Origin of the sequence: Proteiniborus sp. DW1 (genome assembly GCF_900095305.1) — a bacterium.
GTDB lineage: Bacteria > Bacillota > Clostridia > Tissierellales > Proteiniboraceae > Proteiniborus.
In genome coordinates, this window is record NZ_FMDO01000007.1 from 302813 (window position 1) to 322344 (window position 19532).

At 33.6% G+C, this 19532-nt stretch carries 15 protein-coding genes, 1 pseudogene and 2 riboswitches; all 16 genes and pseudogenes read left to right on the plus strand.

The window, feature by feature from the left end:
- The first annotated feature begins 10 nt into the window (after positions 1-10).
- The 16 genes and pseudogenes from DW1_RS02750 to cobC all read left to right on the plus strand — a co-directional run bounded on the left by DW1_RS02750 (position 11) and on the right by cobC (position 19516).
- A complete protein-coding gene (locus DW1_RS02750; protein WP_074349090.1) occupies positions 11-847 on the plus strand; it encodes an ABC transporter ATP-binding protein in 837 nt (278 codons plus the stop codon).
- Between the two features lies 1 nt (position 848).
- Entirely contained in the window at positions 849-1583 is a 735-nt protein-coding gene (locus tag DW1_RS02755; RefSeq protein ID WP_074349091.1) for an ABC transporter permease, read from the plus strand.
- 8 nt (positions 1584-1591) lie between these two features.
- Positions 1592-2632 carry an ATP-binding protein gene (locus DW1_RS02760; RefSeq protein ID WP_242942421.1) on the plus strand — a complete coding sequence of 347 codons (1041 nt, stop codon included), beginning with the start codon at positions 1592-1594 and terminating at the stop codon, positions 2630-2632.
- A gap of 14 nt (positions 2633-2646) precedes the next feature.
- Complete coding sequence (locus tag DW1_RS02765) at positions 2647-4512, plus strand: magnesium chelatase subunit D family protein (RefSeq protein ID WP_074349092.1); 1866 nt, start codon at positions 2647-2649, stop codon at positions 4510-4512.
- Between the two features lie 30 nt (positions 4513-4542).
- Complete coding sequence (locus DW1_RS02770; RefSeq protein WP_074349093.1) at positions 4543-8262, plus strand: cobaltochelatase subunit CobN; 3720 nt, start codon at positions 4543-4545, stop codon at positions 8260-8262.
- A gap of 199 nt (positions 8263-8461) precedes the next feature.
- A riboswitch (cobalamin riboswitch) is annotated at positions 8462-8650 on the plus strand.
- A gap of 260 nt (positions 8651-8910) precedes the next feature.
- Positions 8911-9345 (plus strand): annotated as a pseudogene (locus tag DW1_RS15105) (hypothetical protein); the annotation flags it as partial.
- A 17-nt stretch (positions 9346-9362) separates the two neighbouring features.
- Positions 9363-10541 (plus strand): ADP-forming succinate--CoA ligase subunit beta, encoded by a 1179-nt coding sequence (gene sucC / locus DW1_RS02785; RefSeq protein ID WP_074349095.1) that lies wholly within the window; start codon positions 9363-9365, stop codon positions 10539-10541.
- Positions 10541-11467: a succinate--CoA ligase subunit alpha gene (sucD, locus tag DW1_RS02790; RefSeq protein ID WP_074349096.1), complete on the plus strand. Its 927-nt coding sequence runs from the start codon at positions 10541-10543 to the stop codon at positions 11465-11467. Before sucC ends, sucD begins: the two co-directional genes overlap by 1 nt.
- Positions 11433-12281, plus strand: coding sequence for a YitT family protein (locus DW1_RS02795; protein ID WP_074349097.1), 849 nt, complete (start codon positions 11433-11435; stop codon positions 12279-12281). Before sucD ends, DW1_RS02795 begins: the two co-directional genes overlap by 35 nt.
- Before the next feature lie 178 nt (positions 12282-12459).
- Complete coding sequence (locus DW1_RS02800) at positions 12460-14781, plus strand: anaerobic ribonucleoside triphosphate reductase (RefSeq protein ID WP_074349098.1); 2322 nt, start codon at positions 12460-12462, stop codon at positions 14779-14781.
- 28 nt (positions 14782-14809) lie between these two features.
- Positions 14810-15319 carry an anaerobic ribonucleoside-triphosphate reductase activating protein gene (nrdG, locus tag DW1_RS02805; protein ID WP_074349099.1) on the plus strand — a complete coding sequence of 170 codons (510 nt, stop codon included), beginning with the start codon at positions 14810-14812 and terminating at the stop codon, positions 15317-15319.
- Positions 15320-16037: 718 nt separating this feature from the next.
- Positions 16038-16220: riboswitch (cobalamin riboswitch) on the plus strand.
- 114 nt (positions 16221-16334) lie between these two features.
- On the plus strand, positions 16335-17066 hold the full coding sequence (locus tag DW1_RS02810; RefSeq protein WP_083605489.1) for an energy-coupling factor ABC transporter permease: 732 nt from the start codon (positions 16335-16337) through the stop codon (positions 17064-17066).
- Positions 17050-17340 carry an energy-coupling factor ABC transporter substrate-binding protein gene (locus DW1_RS02815; RefSeq protein ID WP_074349101.1) on the plus strand — a complete coding sequence of 97 codons (291 nt, stop codon included), beginning with the start codon at positions 17050-17052 and terminating at the stop codon, positions 17338-17340. Before DW1_RS02810 ends, DW1_RS02815 begins: the two co-directional genes overlap by 17 nt.
- Positions 17324-18004, plus strand: coding sequence for a cobalt ECF transporter T component CbiQ (cbiQ, locus tag DW1_RS02820; RefSeq protein WP_074349102.1), 681 nt, complete (start codon positions 17324-17326; stop codon positions 18002-18004). Before DW1_RS02815 ends, cbiQ begins: the two co-directional genes overlap by 17 nt.
- Positions 17995-18819: an energy-coupling factor ABC transporter ATP-binding protein gene (locus DW1_RS02825; protein WP_347499697.1), complete on the plus strand. Its 825-nt coding sequence runs from the start codon at positions 17995-17997 to the stop codon at positions 18817-18819. Before cbiQ ends, DW1_RS02825 begins: the two co-directional genes overlap by 10 nt.
- A gap of 94 nt (positions 18820-18913) precedes the next feature.
- A complete protein-coding gene (gene cobC, locus DW1_RS02830; RefSeq protein ID WP_074349104.1) occupies positions 18914-19516 on the plus strand; it encodes an alpha-ribazole phosphatase in 603 nt (200 codons plus the stop codon).
- The last annotated feature ends 16 nt before the right edge of the window (positions 19517-19532 follow it).

Below are 19532 nucleotides of genomic sequence, written 5' to 3' on the forward strand. Positions count from 1 at the left end.
AAGTGATGATGTGATACAAATAAAAAATGTTACAAAAAAATTTGATGATTTTATTGCCGTAAATAATATAAGCCTAAACATTGATAGTGGAGACTTTATAGGACTTCTAGGTCCAAATGGGGCTGGAAAAACTACAATTATAAAAATGCTTACAGGACTATTAAAGCCAACTGAAGGAGAGATTTACATTAATGGGCAGAAAATGACTAGAAATAATAAAGACGCAAAAAAAATACTGGGAATAGTGCCTCAATATACTAATCTTGACAAAGAACTTACAGTATATGAGAATTTAGTATTTGCAGCTAAACTCTTTAGTATCAGAAGTTATAAACAAAAGATATCTGAACTATTAGAGTTTATAGAACTAGAGAGCTATAAGGATAGAAAAGCAATGAACCTATCTGGAGGTATGGCTAGACGATTAATGATTGCAAAGGCATTGATAAATGATCCAGAGATTATAATTTTGGACGAGCCTACTGTAGGCATAGATTTGAATGGCAGAAGAAAAATATGGGACATACTAAAGGCAATGAAGACTATGGGCAAAACTGTATTACTGACTACACATTATATTGAGGAAGCAGATTATCTTTGTAATAAGGTGTGTTTAATTGACAGAGGACAAATAATAGATAATAATACTCCTGATAATCTTAAGAAGGAACTGGGAGCTTATACTATGGAATACTTTGATAATGAGATGAAAACCATATACAAGCATTTTCAGAGTAAGGAAGAAGCAATAAATTACTCCAGCAAAATAATGAGCTTAAGCTATACCCTCAGAGAAACTACTCTAGAAGATGTATTTTATAACTTTACAAATAGGAAGGTAATATAAAATGGAAGTACTTACTGTGATGTGGAGAGAGTTTATATTTTTCAAAAGAAGAATTGGAAAGATTACTGCTAGTGCTGTTATGAACCCTATTTTATATCTTATAGCCTTTGGCTGGGGACTTGGAAGGGATGTAGTAATAGAAGGCTCAACCTATATGCATTTCATAATACCAGGCATAATAGCTCTTTCTACTATGAATACCAGCTTTAATGCAGTAGCTACTAGAATAAATATATCTAAGTTGCATGAAAAAAGCTTTGAATATTACTTAACTGCCCCTGTCAGAATGCCATTGATGGCATTAGGGCATATATTATCAGGAGCACTAAGGGGTATGTATGCTGCCGCCCTCATAGTGTTTGTATCCTATATATTTGGAATTAAACTAGATGTGGATGTCTATTTTATAATAGTATGCTTCTTAAATAGCTTTCTATTTTCTGCCCTTGGCTATGGAGCAGCCTTGTCTATAGATAGTCATTATGATATGAACAGATTTACTACCTATATAATGATGCCAATGTCTTTTTTATGTGGAACTTTTTTTTCCTTGAACAACCTGCCCTTAGCCATAAAGAAAATAATAAGCATTTTGCCTCTTTCTCAAGCTTCTATCTCTCTTAGAGGAATTGTCTTAAGAGGTGAGTTTCATTACAAAGCTATTTTAGTGCTCCTTATATACTCTATTGGTCTTTATATTATCGGAGTTTACATGAGTTTTAGAGAAATGAAGTAGAAAAGGACGTGATTAAGCTGAATACAGAAAAGGTAAAAAATTATCCATTTACTGCCATAGTTGGTCAAGAGGAAATGAAAAAAGCATTGCTCCTTAACATAATTAATCCTGCCATAGGAGGAGTTCTCATCAGAGGAGAAAAGGGAACAGGGAAATCTACAGCTGTTAGATCCATCGTAGACCTTTTACCCAGCAGAATAGAGGTAGAGGATTGTACGTATAGCTGTGATCCATTAGAGTTAAATAAAATGTGTGAAGAATGCAGACGCAAAGTAAGCATTGGTCAAAAGCTTGAAACAAGAGAAGGAAAAATGAAAGTAATAGAACTCCCTATAAATGCTACAGAGGATAGGGTGGCAGGTACACTAGATATACAGACAGCTATCAAAAAAGGCGAAAAGAAGTTTGAACCTGGAATACTTGCATTCGCCAACAGAAATATTCTCTATATAGATGAAATAAATCTTTTAGAGGATCATATAGTAGATATATTATTGGACGCTGCTGCCATGGGAGTAAACAACATAGAAAGAGAGGGCATATCCTACTCACATCCATCAAACTTTATTTTAGTAGGAACTATGAATCCGGAGGAGGGGGACATTAGACCTCAGCTTATAGATAGGTTTGGTTTAGTTGTAGATGTAATTGGGGAAAAGAGCAGTAAAAATAGAATAGAAGTAATAAATAGACGTATTAGCTACGAGAAGGCCCCACAGGCTTTTATAGATAGTTATGAGAGAGAAAACAAAGAGCTTACAGAAAAGATAATTATGGCAAAGAAAATATTACCTCAAGTAACATATGGAGATGATATATTGGGGGCTACAGTTGAGATATGTATAAAGCTAGGACTAGATGGACATAGAGGCGATATAACTGCTATTAAAACTGCTACTGCAATAGCCGCCTTTAATGGTAGAGTTATAGTGACTAAAGAGGACTTAGCTGAAGCCCTGAAGCTTGTAATACCACATAGAATGAGAAAAAGACCCTTTGAAGAAGGAAGCTTAGATGTTGCAGTCATTCATGAGTTGCTAGGAAAGTAATAGGAGGCTTGAAATTGAAGAGAACAATATATCCTTTTGCTGCAATAGTAGGTCAAGAAAAGTTGAAGAAGGCTATACTGCTGAATTTAGTAAATCCTAGAGTAGGCGGAGTGCTCATAAGTGGTGAAAAGGGAACGGGGAAAAGTACCATTGTAAGGTCTATACCATCAATATTTAACTCGGTTGAGATTGTAGACCTTCCTTTAAATATTACGGAAGACAGGCTAATAGGCACTGTAGATTTAGAAAAGGCAATATTATTTGGCAATAAGGAGCTCGAAGAAGGAATCCTTAAAAGAGCTGATGGAAACATACTCTATATAGATGAAGTGAATTTATTAGGGGACAGCATTATAAATACTGTATTACAGGTTGTAGCTTCAGGCTTTAACAATATTGAAAGAGAAGGAATATCTCATAAGCATAGCTCAAGGTTTGTACTTATAGGAACTATGAATCCAGAGGAAGGAAGCCTAAAATCTATATTTTTAGATAAGTTTGGGTTATTTGTAACTGTAAAAGGAGAAATGGACTTAGAAAGCAGAAAAGAAATAATTAGAAGAAGATTATTATATGAACAAGATAAGGTGAAATTTAATGAGCAATGGTTTGAAGAATGTATAGGAATAAGAGATAAAATAGAAAATGGAAGAAGGCTTCTAAATAAAGTCAAAGTGCCTAATGAACTGCTGAATATTATTGTCAGTACTTTAAATGATTGTGATTGTGAGGGAAATAGAACTGAAATAATAGTTACAGAGACCGTAAAGGCAATAGCAGCACTAGATAATAGAATAGAGGCTAATGTAGAGGATATAAAAGAAGCTTTCGGATATGTTCTTCCTCATAGAATAAGAAAAAATCCAAAGGAAGACAATAGAGAGGATAATGACAAGAGTAAAGAAGAGAACGATAATTGTCAGAATGAAAAAGAAGATAAAGAAAATGATGATAGAGAAAAGGATTTAGATGACAGCGATGACCTAAATGACTTTGATAATTTTAATTCTAGCTCATTATCTTTGAACATAGAACTAATAGAGGATATTGGACACACCTTCAAGACTAAAAGTATTAATTTTAGAAGCAAGGATAGAAAAGTAAGAAAAGGCTCTGGAAAAAGAAGCCTTACTAAGACTGATTCAAAGCAGGGTAGATACATAAGATATATGTATAAAAATGATGAAATAAAAGACATATCTCTAGAGGGCACTCTTAGAGCTGCTGCACCATATCAAAAATTTAGACAAAAGAATGAAGTAGCCATAGCCATAGAAAAAGGTGATTTAAGAGAAAAAATACGGGAAAAAAGAACGGGGACAACTATATTTTTCTTAGTAGATGCTAGTGGTTCTATTTCTGCAAAGAAAAGGATGAAGGCAGTAAAAGGAGCCATAACGTCTCTATTGACAGATGCTTACGAAAAAAGAGATAAGGTATCCTTGATAGCATTTAGAAAAGAGTCGGCAGAGATTTTGCTACAGCCTACTAGAAGTGTAGAACTGGCAAGGAAACATTTAAAGGAACTACCGTCTGGAGGCAAGACACCTCTTTCAGCAGGAATGAATACAGCATATAATCAAATAAATAGTCAGATGATAAAAGATAAAGATATGATACCATTTCTTGTCATCATATCAGATGGAAGAGCAAATGTATCCTTAACAGGAGAGGAACCACTATGGGAAGCATTAAAAATCGCAGAAAAGATAAGAGAAAAGGAAATAAAGGTATTAGTAATAGATACTGAAAGTGGTTTTCTTAAATTTGGAGTTTTAAGAGAGCTTTCAAATGTATTAGGAGCAGAGTATCTAAATATAGAAGACCTAAGCGACAATATGATTTATGATTCTGTAAAGAATTTAGTAAATATGGATTAGCTTGTAATAGCTAATGTGGAGGGGATAAATATGCTTAGATTAGTTGTAGTAAGTGTGTCAAACCCTGTTATAGCAGATATTATAGATTCCAAGAGAAATTTAAAGGAAAGGTATGGGGATATTTTAGAATTAAAGCTTTTTTACGTTGGTAGAGGGACTGAAGGAGAGACTTTAAAAAGAATTGAGAATGCTATATTAGACAGTGATTTTGTCATACTTGATTTAATGGGAAGCGAAGAGGACGTAGGAAAGACTTGCTTTAATGCATGTAATTCTAGTAGTTGCAATACAGTTATAATAGGAAACATAGGAAGAAATAATTTAAGCTCTATTTCAAGACTAGGGGAATTTTCCGTAAGTGAAGTTACAAATAGAGCCAATAAGTCTGATAAAAAGTTTCCTACAGATGAATTGCTGAATATGGCGAAAGAAATAGAGCTTATAGATAAAGATATGCTGTCTAGGAAGCATAAAGACATTATAAACTATGTGAACATAGGAAGGTACTGGAAAAATGCAGGCGTTGAAGAGATAACTAATATGCTTTACCTAATATTAAGAGACTATGGAGGATATGAAAAGCTTCCAGAGCCTAAGGAGCCTAGCCAGTATAATCAAATATCAATATGCACACCTATAACCATGGAGAGATTTTCAACTATAGACGAGTATATTGCTTCTGGATATATAGAGTACAATAAGCCAACAGTTGTCATATTTTACTATGGCAACAGTGCACCTAATAGGATACAAAATGCCATAGCCAAAATATGCAGCAAAATATCTGAATTTGCAAATGTAATACCTATAGCATTCATGTCATATGGGAGAAGACATTTAAAGAAAATTGAGGAGGTTCTATTTTCTCCTAAGTCACCAAAGACAGATTTTATAATAAATTTTATGTCATTTAGATTAGGCTCAGGTCCTATGGGAGAGGATGCGCAACAGGCTATGGAGCTTTTGACTAAGATAAATGTTCCTTGCCTTCATCCCTTTTTCATGCCTAAAAGATATATTGAAGAATGGAAGGAATCAGAAAGAGGCATTAGTACTTCTGAGTTTTTAACTACTGTAATGCTTCCAGAGATAGATGGTTCAATAGAAACCTATCCTGTAGGTGCAATTACCAACCATAGATGGGATGAGGAATTTGATATTGAATTAATAGAAGTAGATATAATAGAGGATAGGGTTGAAAAGCTAATTAATAGGGTAAAAAAATGGATTGAACTAAGATATAAGAAAAATCAGGACAAAAAAGTGGCCATAATATGCTACAATTATCCTCCATCTGAAGGCAATATATTTGGAGGAGCATTTTTAAACACGTTTGAATCTGTTGAGAATATACTTAATACACTTAAAGAAGAAGGCTATAGTGTAGATACGTTGACTAAAGAAGAACTAATGGACTACTTTACTGCTGGAAAAATAGTAAACTCAGGAAGATGGGGAGAAGATCAGATAAGTGCTCATATGATTAAGTATAGCTCAAAAGCTTATATAGAAGATATGAAGGATACCCTATCCTATAAGGAAACTTGTATTCAATGGGGAGAGGCTCCTGGAAACATAATGACAGAGAGAGATGATTTTTTAATACCAGGTAAGATATTTCAAAATGTCTTCATAGGTCTGCAGCCTACTAGGGGAATACATGAAAATCCAGAAAAAGTATATCATGATAAGGCTCTAACACCACACCATCAATATCAGGCATACTATAAATGGTTAAAGGAAGAATTTAAAGCTGATATAATGATTCATGTTGGAACCCATGGAACTCTTGAATTTTTAAAAGGTAAGGAATGTGGTATGTCCTCTGACTGCTATCCAGATATGCTCGTATATGATATTCCTCATGCATATATATATAACTGCACCAATCCAGCAGAATCTTCAATAGCAAAGAGAAGGGCTCATGCATTACTTATAAGCTATCAGCCGCCTCCATTTGTTCAAGGAGAACTGTATGGAGACCTGCTGCTGATAGAGTCTTTAATAGATGAGTATCATAGTGCGGAGCAGACTGATCCTACTAAATGTGAGCAAATATTTAGTAAACTCAAAGAGAAGGCAAGAGATATAAATATTGAGCTAGAAGATTTGGATACCCTAGAAAATGAGATCTATAGAATGAAAAGAACCCTAGTGCCCTATGGGCTTCATACCTTTGGCAAAGGATACTCAGATATGGAAGCAGTAGAGTATATGAAGTTTATATTAAGATATGACAGAGCAGAAGTTAAATCTCTAAAAAGAATAGTATGTGAACATGAAGGCTTAGACTATGATAAGCTTTTACAGGCTAATAATATTGATATACTGAAAAGACTGGATGAAAGAGCTTCTGAAATAGTAGATGATTTTTTAGAAGGCAAAGATTTAGACAGTATATATATCGACACCTTAGAGTACGGGAAAAAATGCATGGATAATGCAAAGCAGTGTAACGAAATGAAGGGCCTGCTTAAGGTATTAAATGGTGAATATTTGCCAGCAAAGCTTTGCGGAGATGTATTCAGAAATCCGGAGGTACTTCCTACAGGGTATAATCTATACCAATTTAATCCCCATTTAGTCCCTACTGAGGTTGCCTATGAAAGAGGATGGAGAATAGCAGAAAATACTATAGAAAAGTATATGAAGGAGAATGACACTTATCCTAACAATGTAGCTATTGTTCTTTGGGGAATAGAAACATCAAGAACCCAAGGAGAGACATTAGGACAGATTTTAAGCTATTTAGGAGTGCGAATATTGAAAAACAAAAGCCAGTTTGGTTTTCAATATGAAATTATTCCTATTGAGGAGTTAGGCAGACCTAGAATAGATATAACTATTGATATGTCTGGCTTTTTTAGAGATATGTTCCCAAATATGGTTGATGAGCTAAATAATATTTTTAGAGAGGTTTATTTTTTAGAGGAGTCTGATGAATTAAACTACTTCAAGGCCAACAGTAAAAAGCTATATAAAAAGCTTATTGAACAAGGCTATTCAGAGGAGGAGGCAGAGGAATTATCATATGCTAGGCTATTTGGACCTAGAGAAGGAGAATATGGTAATGGAGTGACTAAGCTAATAGAAACAAAGAACTGGAACATGGAAGAACAAATAGGAAATCTTTTCATACAAAACACAGGAAATGTATATACAAAAAATTATAGGGGGAAAAAAGTAAAAGGTTTATTTGAGGATATGCTATCTAAAGTAGATATAGTATCTCAAATAAGAAGCTACCATGGATATGAGGTTACAGATTTAGATGATTTTTATGGGCATTTTGGTGGACTAGCTAAGGCGGTTGAAGTAACTAAGGGAGAAAAGGCAAAGATATATATCAATGATACTACTGGAGAGAAAATAGAAACTGATAGTGTAGAAAAGTCTATAGAACGAGGTATAAGGACCAGATTATTAAATCCTAAATGGATAGAAGGAATGCTTCAAAACAAATATCATGGTGTTCAAAAGATAGAAAAAATATTTGAGAATCTAATAGGTCTTTCATCTACAACAAATGAAGTAAAAAGCTGGATATTTGATAGCTTGTATTCTACTTATATATCAGATGAGGATATGCGTGAAAGAATGAAAGAAAACAACAGATGTGCATATTTAGATATATTAGAAAGAATGCTAGAGGCTAAAGAAAGGGGATACTGGGCTGCTACAAAGGAACAACTGGAGGAGCTTAGAAAGGTATATTTTCAAATAGAGGGAAGTATAGAGGAGAAGATTTAGTGTACAGGAAATAATGAAGTATTTGTAATAATGGATTAAGATTACAATAAATAAATCCCTTTGCCAAGATAAAGGGATTTATTCATTGTTTATGGGCCGTTTTGTAGGAATAAAAAATGCTGCTAATAAGAAGGGAATAAAGAAATGTTGACAACAAGAATTAGAGATGATATATTCTAATTGAAATTGGAGTGAAAAATTGAATATTGTGGCTATTGGTGTAATTTTATTCATAAAATTACTTAAAAGGGAAGCTCGGTGAAATTCCGACACGGTCCCGCCACTGTAATGGATAGAACTTTACAGATACCACTGTACAATATGTATGGGAAGGTGTAAGGTTTGTCATTCCTAAGTCAGGAGACCTGCCAATGGTAACAGCGCTGTTTATTACTCACGAGGATGAGGAGGTGTTATTTGATAGTAGAACTTATATTCTATTTGTTCTGCTATGCACTAATAATGCCCTTTCTATTTATAAGAAAGGTTTTTTTATTGTGCAATAACTCATGTGTAATAAACTCAGCAAATTTCGCTGAGTTATTTTATTTGGAGGGATGACATTTGAATTTTACGAAACTTGTAACAAATCCCATTTTACTTTTATTTCTCAATATTTAGGGAAGTTTTACAGGTTCTCTAGGCTCTACAGGAGGAGTACTTATTGTAGCATTAGGGTTGGGTAGTATTAAAAAGCTTGGACATCTAAGCCTCTGTATGAACAAAAACCAATTATCTACAGTAAGGGATATTTGCCTAAACATGTTTCTTGCTATAGTAAGGCTCAACTATGGCTATAGTGCCATAAATTTAATTAAGACACTAGGAGCTCAACTATTATTAGTGGGAGCGACTACATCAATTTTCAGTATACTAATAGGGTATATTGTTGGAAAGAGGATAATAAAGCTAAATACTATATAGCTTTTAGGAGGCATATGCGGAGCTATGACCAGTACGCCTGGTCTAGCGGCTTCAATGGAAGTAACAGATAGTGATGATGTGACAGTATACTATGGAGCAGCATATCCCTTTGCACTACTTTTTAAGATTATATTCACAAATATTTTATTCAAGGTATAAAGTAAGGGGGCTAAAAAATGAATATTCATGAATATCAAGCTAAAGAAATACTAAAGAATTACGAAATACCAGTACCTAGAGGAGGAGTCATTCATAGGGTAGAGGATGTTGAAAGGGCTGCTTGGAGAATTGAAAGCGATATAGCAGTAGTAAAGGTTCAAATTCATGCTGGAGGAAGAGGAAAAGCAGGAGGAGTAAAAATAGCTAAAAGCATAGAAGAAGTCGTAGCATATTCAAAGGAATTATTAGGTAAAAGGTTAGTGACCCCTCAAACTAGTTCAGAAGGAAGAGAAATAAAAGCTCTTTTAATAGAAGAAGGTTGTGATATAGACAAAGAATATTATGTAGGATTAACATTAGACAGAGAGGCATCTAGGGTAGTTATAATAGCTTCGGAGGAAGGTGGGACAGATATAGAGGAGGTGTCATTAAAATCACCAAATAAAATTTTTAAGGAAGTAATAGACCCTCTAATAGGCCTGTCTGATTTTCAAGTTAGAAGACTATGCATAAATATTAATATACCTGAAGCCTTGACAAATGATTTAGTAAAAATATTTAAGAATTTATATAGATGTTTTATCGAAAAAGATTGTACCTTAGCTGAAATAAACCCTCTGGTAATAACAAAGGAAGGTAAAGTAGTTGCATTAGATGCAAAGTTAAATTTTGATGATAATAGTTTATATAGAAATGAAGAACTGCTAGAATATAGAGATTTAAACGAAGAAGACAAAAAGGAAATTGAGGATTCAAAATATGATTTATCATATATTCCATTAGATGGATATATTGGCTTCTTAGTAAATGGTGCGGGTCTAGCAATGGCTACTATGGATATTATAAAGACATATGGAGGAGAACCAGCTAACTTTCTTGATGTTGGGGGAGGAGCGTCAGAGGAAAAGGTTACTAACGCTTTTAAGATAATCTTATCAGATAATCGTGTCAGAGGAGTCTTTGTTAATATTTTTGGAGGCATACTGAAATGTGATGTCATTGCTAGAGGAATAGTAAATGCAGCTAATGAAGCAGGATTAAATGTTCCTTTAGTAGTACGCTTAGAAGGGACAAATGTAGAAATAGGCAGAGAAATACTAGATAATTCTAATCTAGATATAGTAACTGTTGCAACTATGGATGAAGGTGCTAGAAAGATAGTAGAGCTAACTAATATGAAAGGGAAGGGATTGTAATGAGTATATGGGTAGATAAGCATACAAAAGTAATAGTGCAAGGTATAACTGGAAAAACAGCATTGTATCATACTAGGCAAATGCTTGAATATGGTACACAAATAGTTGGAGGAGTTACTCCAGGTAAAGGGGGGACAAAAGCAGGGAATATACCTGTATTTGATACAGTAAAGGAAGCAGCTTGTGAAACCAATGCCACAGCTTCTGTAATATATGTCCCTGCTAAGTTCGCAAAGGATGCTATTCTGGAAGCTATAGATGCTGAACTAGAGATAGTAATCTGCATTACAGAGCATATACCTATAAACGATATGATAATAGTCAAAAGGTATTTAGAAGGTAAGAAAACTAGGTTAATTGGACCAAATTGCCCAGGAATTATTACACCAGGAGAATGCAAAATTGGAATTATGCCAGGGTATATTCATAGAAAAGGAAGAATAGGAGTAGTATCCCGTTCTGGAACACTAACCTATGAGGCTGCTTATCAGCTGTCTCAAAGAGGAATAGGGCAGTCTACAGTCGTAGGAATTGGTGGTGACCCTATTAATGGGACGGACTTCGTTGATGTTCTAGAGGCATTTAACAAAGATGATGAAACAGACGCAGTTGTTATGATAGGAGAAATTGGAGGAACTGCAGAAGAGAAGGCGGCACTTTGGGTTAAAGAAAACATGATAAAGCCGGTCGTGGGATTTATTAGTGGAAAAACAGCCCCTAAAGGAAAACGTATGGGTCATGCTGGTGCCATTATTTCGGGAGGGAAGGGAACTGCAGAAGAGAAAGTTAGAGTAATGACAGATTGCGGCATATCTATAGCAAAGAGTCCTATAGGCATAGGAGCTGTGTTAACTGAAACCTTGAAATATAATAATTTGTGGAGAATTGAATATGAGAGCCAATATAGAGAGATTTTTAATCATTAATCTTGGTATTTTAATAATGGCATCAGGCTTATATTATTTTTTAATTCCTGCAAATCTGGCTACAGGTGGTGTAACAGGGCTAGCTATGGTTGTAAATAAAATATTTCCTTTTATATCAATAGGTATAATAATGATAATTTCAAATTTTATCCTATTTGCCTTAGCTTTTTTACTAATAGGAAAGGATTTTGGTGGATATACCATATATTCAAGCTTTCTTTTGTCAGGGGTCATCTATATATTTGAAATTATAACTCCCTTACATGAGCCAATAATAAAAGATATAATGCTGAATTTGATATATGGTATCCTTATACAAGGAATAGGAATGGGAATGGTTTTTTATCGAAACTCTTCTACTGGAGGAACTGATATTGCAGCAAAAATATTGAATAAATTCTTTCATGTAGATATAGGCAAGGCATTGTTCCTAGCAGACTTTTTAATTGTATTTTTTGCAGGGCTAGCATTTGGAATTGAAATGGGGCTATATGCTTTATTAGGAATTTTAGCTAATACTTATATAATAGACAAAGTAATAGCTGGATTTAATACAAAGATGAACATAATGATAATTAGTGAAAAAAGTGAAGCTATAAATCAATATATAATTCATGAAATAAATAGGGGAACGACACTGTATGTTGGAGACGGAGGTTTCTCAAAGAACAGAAAGACTATAATAAATACTGTGGTTGATAAAAAGCAATATGTAAAAATTAGAAACTATGTTAAAGTTACTGATCCAAGCGCCTTTATAACAGTTGGCTTTGTGCATGAAGTATTAGGAGAAGGGTTTAACCTTAGCTTATAATATAAATTATTTTGAAGCCAATGATATTTTTAGTCTATCCATTGACCTCTATATATAGTGTGTGTTAAGATTAATATACTATATATAGGGCGATATGGATATTATATTATAAATAACACTATTATTCATATGCAGAAAAATATACTAGTTTATATATAGTGCTAAGGAGGAAATTGAAATGATTACAAAAATAATAAAAAGAGATGGGCGTGAGGTTCCATTTAATATTGAAAAAATTGCAAATGCTATTTTTAAGGCTTCAAGCTCTGTAGGTATAAAAGACTACGATGCTGCATTTTTATTAGCAGAGAAGACAGTAGCCTGTATTGAAAAGGAAATGATGAATATAAACCCATCTGTTGAGATGGTACAAGATATAGTTGAGAGAGTTCTTATAGAAAATGGATGGGTCGAGACCGCTAAGGCGTACATACTTTATAGAGCAGAAAGAACAAGACTTAGAGAAATGAATACTAAAATCATGAAGATATATCAAGATCTAGTCTTTAAAGAGGCAGAAGATAATGATATAAAACGTGAAAATGCAAACATTGATGGAGATACAGCAATGGGAACCATGCTTAAGTTTGGTTCAGAGGGAGCAAAACAATTCTATAATATGTTTATTTTAAAGCCAGAATATTCGAAGAGTCATAAAGACGGAGACATACATATACATGATCTTGACTTTTTAACTCTTACGACAACATGCTGTCAAATTGACATTGAGAAGCTTTTTAAAAGTGGTTTTAGTACAGGACATGGACATTTAAGAGAACCCAATGATATTCAAAGCTATTCTGCTCTTGCTTGTATAGCAATACAATCAAATCAAAATGACCAGCATGGAGGTCAGAGTATCCCAAATTTTGACTATGGGATGGCTCATGGAGTTAGAAAGACTTATAAAAAGCATTATATAAAAAACTTGTCCAATGCTATAGAATTACTTACAGATAATAGAGAAACAGAGCTCATAGTAGAAAACATAATAGAATCAATGGATAAGAAGTATAATCTTATACCTAGTTTAAAAATGGAGGAAGAATACACTCGAATAGAAGAGAAACTGCTATTTGATTATTTCAAAGATGCAGATTTAGTTAGAAAGGCACAGGCATATGCTAGAAATAAAGCATATGCACAAACAGACAGGAGTACATTCCAAGCCATGGAGGCATTCATACATAACTTAAATACTATGCATAGCAGGGCAGGTGCACAGGTACCTTTTAGCTCTATTAACTATGGCACGGATACTTCTTTGGAAGGAAGAATGGTAATAAAAAACTTACTTTTAGCCACAGAAGCAGGGCTTGGTAATGGTGAAACTCCAATATTCCCTATTCAAATATTTAAGGTGAAAGAAGGTATAAACTATAATAATGGAGATGTAAACTACGATTTATTTAAGCTGGCATGCAGAGTAAGTGCTAAAAGGCTATTTCCTAATTTTTCCTTTATTGATGCTCCGTTTAATCTTAAGTACTATAAAAAAGGCAAACCTGAAACTGAAATAGCCTATATGGGTTGTAGAACAAGAGTAATTGCAAACGAATATGATTCATCAAGAGAAATAGTCTTTGGGAGGGGAAATCTAAGTTTTACGACTATTAATCTTCCTAGAATAGCATTAAAAAATAATAAGAGCATAGACGACTTTTTTAGAGAACTAGATGAAAAAATAGATTTAGTAATAAATCAGCTTTTGGATAGGTTTGAAATCCAAGCAGGAAAAAAGGTTAAGAACTTTCCTTTCTTAATGGGACAAGGTGTTTGGATTGATTCAGATAAACTTAGTTGGGATGATGAGGTTAGAGAAGTACTTAAGCATGGAACATTGACTGTAGGATTTATAGGATTGGCAGAATGTCTTAAAGCTTTGACAGGAAAGCATCATGGTGAATCAGAAGAAGCACAAGAGCTTGGGCTCAGTATTATTAGACATATGAGAAAGCGTATGGATGAAGCTTCAAATAAATATAAAATGAACTTTTCTCTTATTGCTACGCCAGCAGAAGGTACAGCTGGAAGGTTTGTGAATTTGGATAAAAGAATATTTGGAAGTATTGAGGGAGTTACAGACAGGGACTACTATACAAATAGTTTCCATGTGCCTGTTTATTATGAAACAACTGCATTTGACAAAATTAAAATAGAAGCTCCATATCATGAGCTTACAAATGCAGGGCATATAACATATGTTGAGTTGGATGGAGATCCTTCAGAGAATGTAACAGCGTTTGAAAAAATCATAAGAGCTATGAAGGAAAATGGTATAGGATACGGCTCTATAAATCATCCAGTGGACAGAGACCCTCTATGCGGCTATTCTGGAATAATAAAAAATCAATGTCCTGGATGCGGAAGAGAGGAAGGAAACGTAAAATTTGAAAGAATCCGAAGAATTACAGGCTATTTAGTAGGTACTTTAGACAGATTTAATGATGCAAAAAGAGCAGAAGAAAGAGAGAGAGTAAAGCATTTCTATATGAAGTAAGAAATATACTTTAAGGTAGTGGTTATCTATGTGTAATGGCATAAGGGTTGCAGGTATAGTTAAGGAATCAATTGTGGATGGTCCTGGAATACGCCTTGTAGTTTTTACTCAAGGCTGTAAGCATAACTGCTTAGGGTGTCACAACCCACATACTCATTCCTTTGAAGGAGGAGAGGTAGTTAATATTGAGAGCATTGTTAGTATGGTAAAAGAAAATCCTCTATTAGATGGAATAACATTAAGTGGCGGTGAGCCTTTCGAGCAAGCAAAAGCACTGTCTAAGTTAGCAAAAATCATTAAAGAATTAGGACTTAATGTAGTAACATACACAGGCTATACTTATGAATTCATAGTAAGCAGTTTCTCTGAACATACTGGTTGGGAGGAGCTATTAGAGAACACAGATATATTGATAGATGGTAGATTCGAAATTGAAAAAAGGAATCTGGCTTTAAAATTCAGAGGTTCTGAAAATCAGAGAATAATTGATATTAAGAGGACAATGCAAGAAGGAAAGATAATACAGGCATTAATTTAGATTAAATGATATAGGCTAAAAATCTATAATAAATTGAACTGATCTTTGTTAAGTAGACAATCAACTTGATTAAAATTTATGCGCACTAGGGGGCATGGTTTCTATACTCTAAAGGAACCATGCATTCTAATTTTTTTGTGCTCTCTCTTCATTGTAAAACTTAATATATTCAATTATTTTATCCCTTATGGTAGACAAATAATTTTTGTATGACCTTCTTTTACTGGGAAAAGATTGTTTATGAACAGTTTATATTAGATTAGAAATCTTAAATGTTAAATGTTTTCTACCATTGTCATGATGTAATAAGTAATAAAAAAAGCAGTTCATCAGACTACAAAGTCTGTTAGACTGCTTTTTTGCTTTAGTGAATTATCTTTTAATAATTCTTTGTGTAAATTAGACATAAGAAGGTGAATGGATAAAGTAAATGCATCTACTAAAACAATTGTTAAGTTAGCTGTATCTTGCGAAAGAATTTAGCTTAAACTATTTTTCAGCAAGGATGGCTTAGCAATATCTCTTTTGCTGGTACCTTGCTAATTCCCAGCTTTTCAAGGATATCGTATCCATAGAGAAATCCCTATGTGTCAAAAGGTGATTTGTCATTCAGTTTCTTTTTGGAATAAGAGTTGATATGTGGCATCATAAGAGAGATGTTATCTTGTGTGAGGTCATAGGTTGACAAAATATAGCAACTAATATATAATAAAAATGAAAATTAAATAACTTTTAAGGTGCTTCTTTAAAAAGAAGTTAAAAGGGAAAGAGGTGAAAATCCTCTACAGCCCCCGCTACTGTAAACAGGGATGAAATCTTCTATACCACTGGGAAACTGGGAAGGTGAAGAGAGTAAGTTGATCTGTTAGTCAGGAAACCTGCCTTAAAATGAGAAACTAGTACTTCGGAGGGAGGTATGATACGTTATGTTATGGTATAAAACTGACACATAGACTTCCTATGTGTTTTTTTGTTTGATTTTATGTAATCACTAATTTGGAGGAGATGTTTAATAATGAAGGAAAAAAAGCTAATGTTGCTAATGTTCATATTTTTAATGATTATAAGTCCAAATCTTTCATATGCAATGCATATAATGGAAGGATACTTATCTCCAGTTTGGGCTATTATTTGGACAGCTTTAGCAATTCCCTTTGTTATTAGGGGATTTTCTAGAGTTAATGGAATTTCCAAGGAAGATAGTAGCAAAAAACTGTTACTAGCACTAGTAGGGGCCTTTGTATTCGTGCTATCTGCTTTAAAAATTCCTTCTGTTACGGGAAGCTGTTCTCATCCTACAGGAGTAGGGTTAGGAGCAATATTGTTTGGACCAACAGTTATGAGTGCATTGGGCGTGATTGTATTATTGTTTCAAGCCCTATTATTGGCACATGGAGGAATAACGACCCTAGGTGCTAATACTTTTTCAATGGCAGTAATAGGACCATTGGTTTCGTATGGGATATTTAAGCTATTAAGAAAAAGTGGCGCAAATACTAGTATATCTGTGTTTTTGGCAGCAGCTCTTGGAGATTTAACAACTTACATAGTGACATCTATACAGCTGGCTGTGGCATATCCTGACCCAGCGGGAGGAATATTTGCATCTTTAGCAAAGTTTTTATCAATATTTGCATTAACTCAAATACCGCTTGCTATTGTAGAAGGGATATTATCAGTAATAGTATTCAATTTCATAGCAGAATATTACGGAAAGGAGGATGGATTAGTTGAAGGCATCCACTAAAAATATACTTTTATTGATTTTGACAGCTTTACTTGTCATTGCTCCTCTATTATTGAAAAGTGATGCAGAATTTGAAGGCGCAGATGGAATGGCAGAAGAACTTATAACAGAGATAAATCCTGATTATGAACCATGGTTTGAACCATTTTGGGAGCCTCCTAGCGGAGAGATAGAAAGTTTATTATTTAGCCTCCAGGCAGCATTAGGGGCAGGAGTTATATTCTATTGCATTGGATATATGAAGGGAAGAAAAAAAGGTGCCTATAGTAGATAAGTTTGCATATACAAATAAGCTTAAAGATTTCAGTCCTATGGTCAAGTTTTCACTTGCCATAGGACTGCTGATAGTTACATTAATAAATAAAATCTTTTATATTCACATTGGCATAATTTTTTTTATGTTTTTTATTACTGTTATAATTGCAGGTATTCCACTGAAATTTTATTTAAAGATTTGTAAGGGACCTATTTTCTTTTTGTTTTTAGGCTTAATCGCTATCTTGTTTTCTATAACCCAAAACCCTATTGAATCCATGTGGGGGATTGAGTTATTAGGACTTAACATAATAATAACTAATGAAACAATCAATTCTTCTATTTCTATATTTCTTAGAGCTTTGTCTGCAGTCTTATGTAGTCTTTTTTTAATTCTTACCACTCCAATAAATGATTTAGTATACATATTTAGAAAAATGAAAGTTCCAAAGACTTTCATTGAGATGACAGTGCTTATTTATAGGTTTATCTTTATTTTATTAGAAGAAATGAGAGATATACATATGGCACAAGAAATTAGATTTGGCTATTCCAGCCTAGGCAATTCCTACAAGTCCCTTTCATTATTAATAACTTTATTGTTTATTAGAGTGATGAAAAGATATGAAGATATGGAAATAAGCTTGAAAAGTAGAGTGTTTAATGATAGTTTTTGGATATAAAGGGTGATATGATGATTAAAACAGAAAACATAGTTTACAGATATGAGGATGGTACCATAGCTTTAAATAAAGTAAGTGTTGACTTTTCTATGTATAATATAATAGGAATTTTAGGCTGCAATGGTTCTGGGAAGACTACCTTATTTTTAAATCTTTGTGGTATACTAAAGCCTGAGGAAGGAAGAATACTGTTTAATGGAGAAGAACTTAAATATAATAAAAAATCTTTACTAAAACTTAGAAAATCTATTGGAATAGTATTTCAAGACCCTGATAAGCAGATATTTCATTCAAAAGTCTATGATGATGTAGCTTTTGGACCTAGAAATATGGGCTTTTCAGAAGAGGTAGTGGAAGAAAGAGTAGCCAAAGCAATGAGTTTAGTAGGTATAGATGGATTAAAGGACAAGCCAGTACATTTTTTAAGCTATGGACAGAAAAAAAGAGTTGCAATAGCAGGCGTTTTAGCAATGGATAATGATATAATATGCTTTGATGAACCTACAGCAGGACTAGATCCTAAAATGACCAGAACTATGATAAAAATGATAAGGGATATAGCTGCTCAAGGGAAAAAAATTATTATATCGAGCCATGATATGGATTTGATATATAATATATGTGAATATACGTATATACTAAACAAAGGTGTTATATTCAAAGAGGGCAATGTCAATAATATATTTCTTGATGAGGAAGTACTGGTCCAGATAGGACTTGAGCAGCCATGGCTAGTAAGGCTGCATTGTAAAACTAAGATACCGCTATTTTCAGGTGAAGAGGAACTTTACAATTATCTCAATAAATTATTATAAATTATTCTAAAAATATTATTTTTAGTATAAAAAACTGTGAATGATTTTTGAGTTATGAAATAATAAATAATATATCAAAATGAGGGATGAATGTATGAAATTTATATTAGTAAGACATGGAGAGACTGAGGCAAATATTGGAGGTATATACAGCGGTTGGACTGACTTCCCATTAACTGAAAAAGGGAATAAGGATATACAAGACACTGCAAATACTTTAAAGAAATACAAGGATATAGACATAATATATTCAAGCCCTCTTAATAGAACTTTGACTACAGCCAATGCTATATCATCCGCACTAAAAAAGGATATCCAAATAGTTGATGATTTAAAGGAAATGAACTTTGGGATATTTGATGGAAAGGAGAGTAAATATATTAAGGAAAATTACCCTGAAGAATGGGAACTCTGGCTTAGGGATTATGTGAATTATAGAATACCAGAAGGAGAAAATCTATTAGATGTATTAGATAGAATAAAGGAATTTATAGACAAGCTTATAGAAAAAGATAAAGATTCCATAATAGTAACTCATGGAGGCGTTATTCAAGTTATGATTACTTACCTTTTGGATTTAGGAGTAGATAAAATGTGGCACTTTCAATGCCCACCTGCAGGGTATGTTGAAATAGAGTATGTGGATAATTTTGGATACATAAGAAGATTATCTGATGGAAAAGAGACTACAGAATAGTATTCTGTAGTCTTTT

Coding starts and splice junctions, on each gene's coding strand:
- cobC (WP_074349104.1), top strand. CDS start 18,914: ATGAAATTTATATTAGTAAGACATGGAGAGACTGAGGCAAATATTGGA.
- DW1_RS02770 (WP_074349093.1), top strand. CDS start 4,543: ATGCTTAGATTAGTTGTAGTAAGTGTGTCAAACCCTGTTATAGCAGAT.
- nrdG (WP_074349099.1), top strand. CDS start 14,810: ATGTGTAATGGCATAAGGGTTGCAGGTATAGTTAAGGAATCAATTGTG.
- sucD (WP_074349096.1), top strand. CDS start 10,541: ATGAGTATATGGGTAGATAAGCATACAAAAGTAATAGTGCAAGGTATA.
- DW1_RS02755 (WP_074349091.1), top strand. CDS start 849: ATGGAAGTACTTACTGTGATGTGGAGAGAGTTTATATTTTTCAAAAGA.
- DW1_RS02800 (WP_074349098.1), top strand. CDS start 12,460: ATGATTACAAAAATAATAAAAAGAGATGGGCGTGAGGTTCCATTTAAT.
- DW1_RS02795 (WP_074349097.1), top strand. CDS start 11,433: ATGAGAGCCAATATAGAGAGATTTTTAATCATTAATCTTGGTATTTTA.
- DW1_RS02810 (WP_083605489.1), top strand. CDS start 16,335: ATGAAGGAAAAAAAGCTAATGTTGCTAATGTTCATATTTTTAATGATT.
- sucC (WP_074349095.1), top strand. CDS start 9,363: ATGAATATTCATGAATATCAAGCTAAAGAAATACTAAAGAATTACGAA.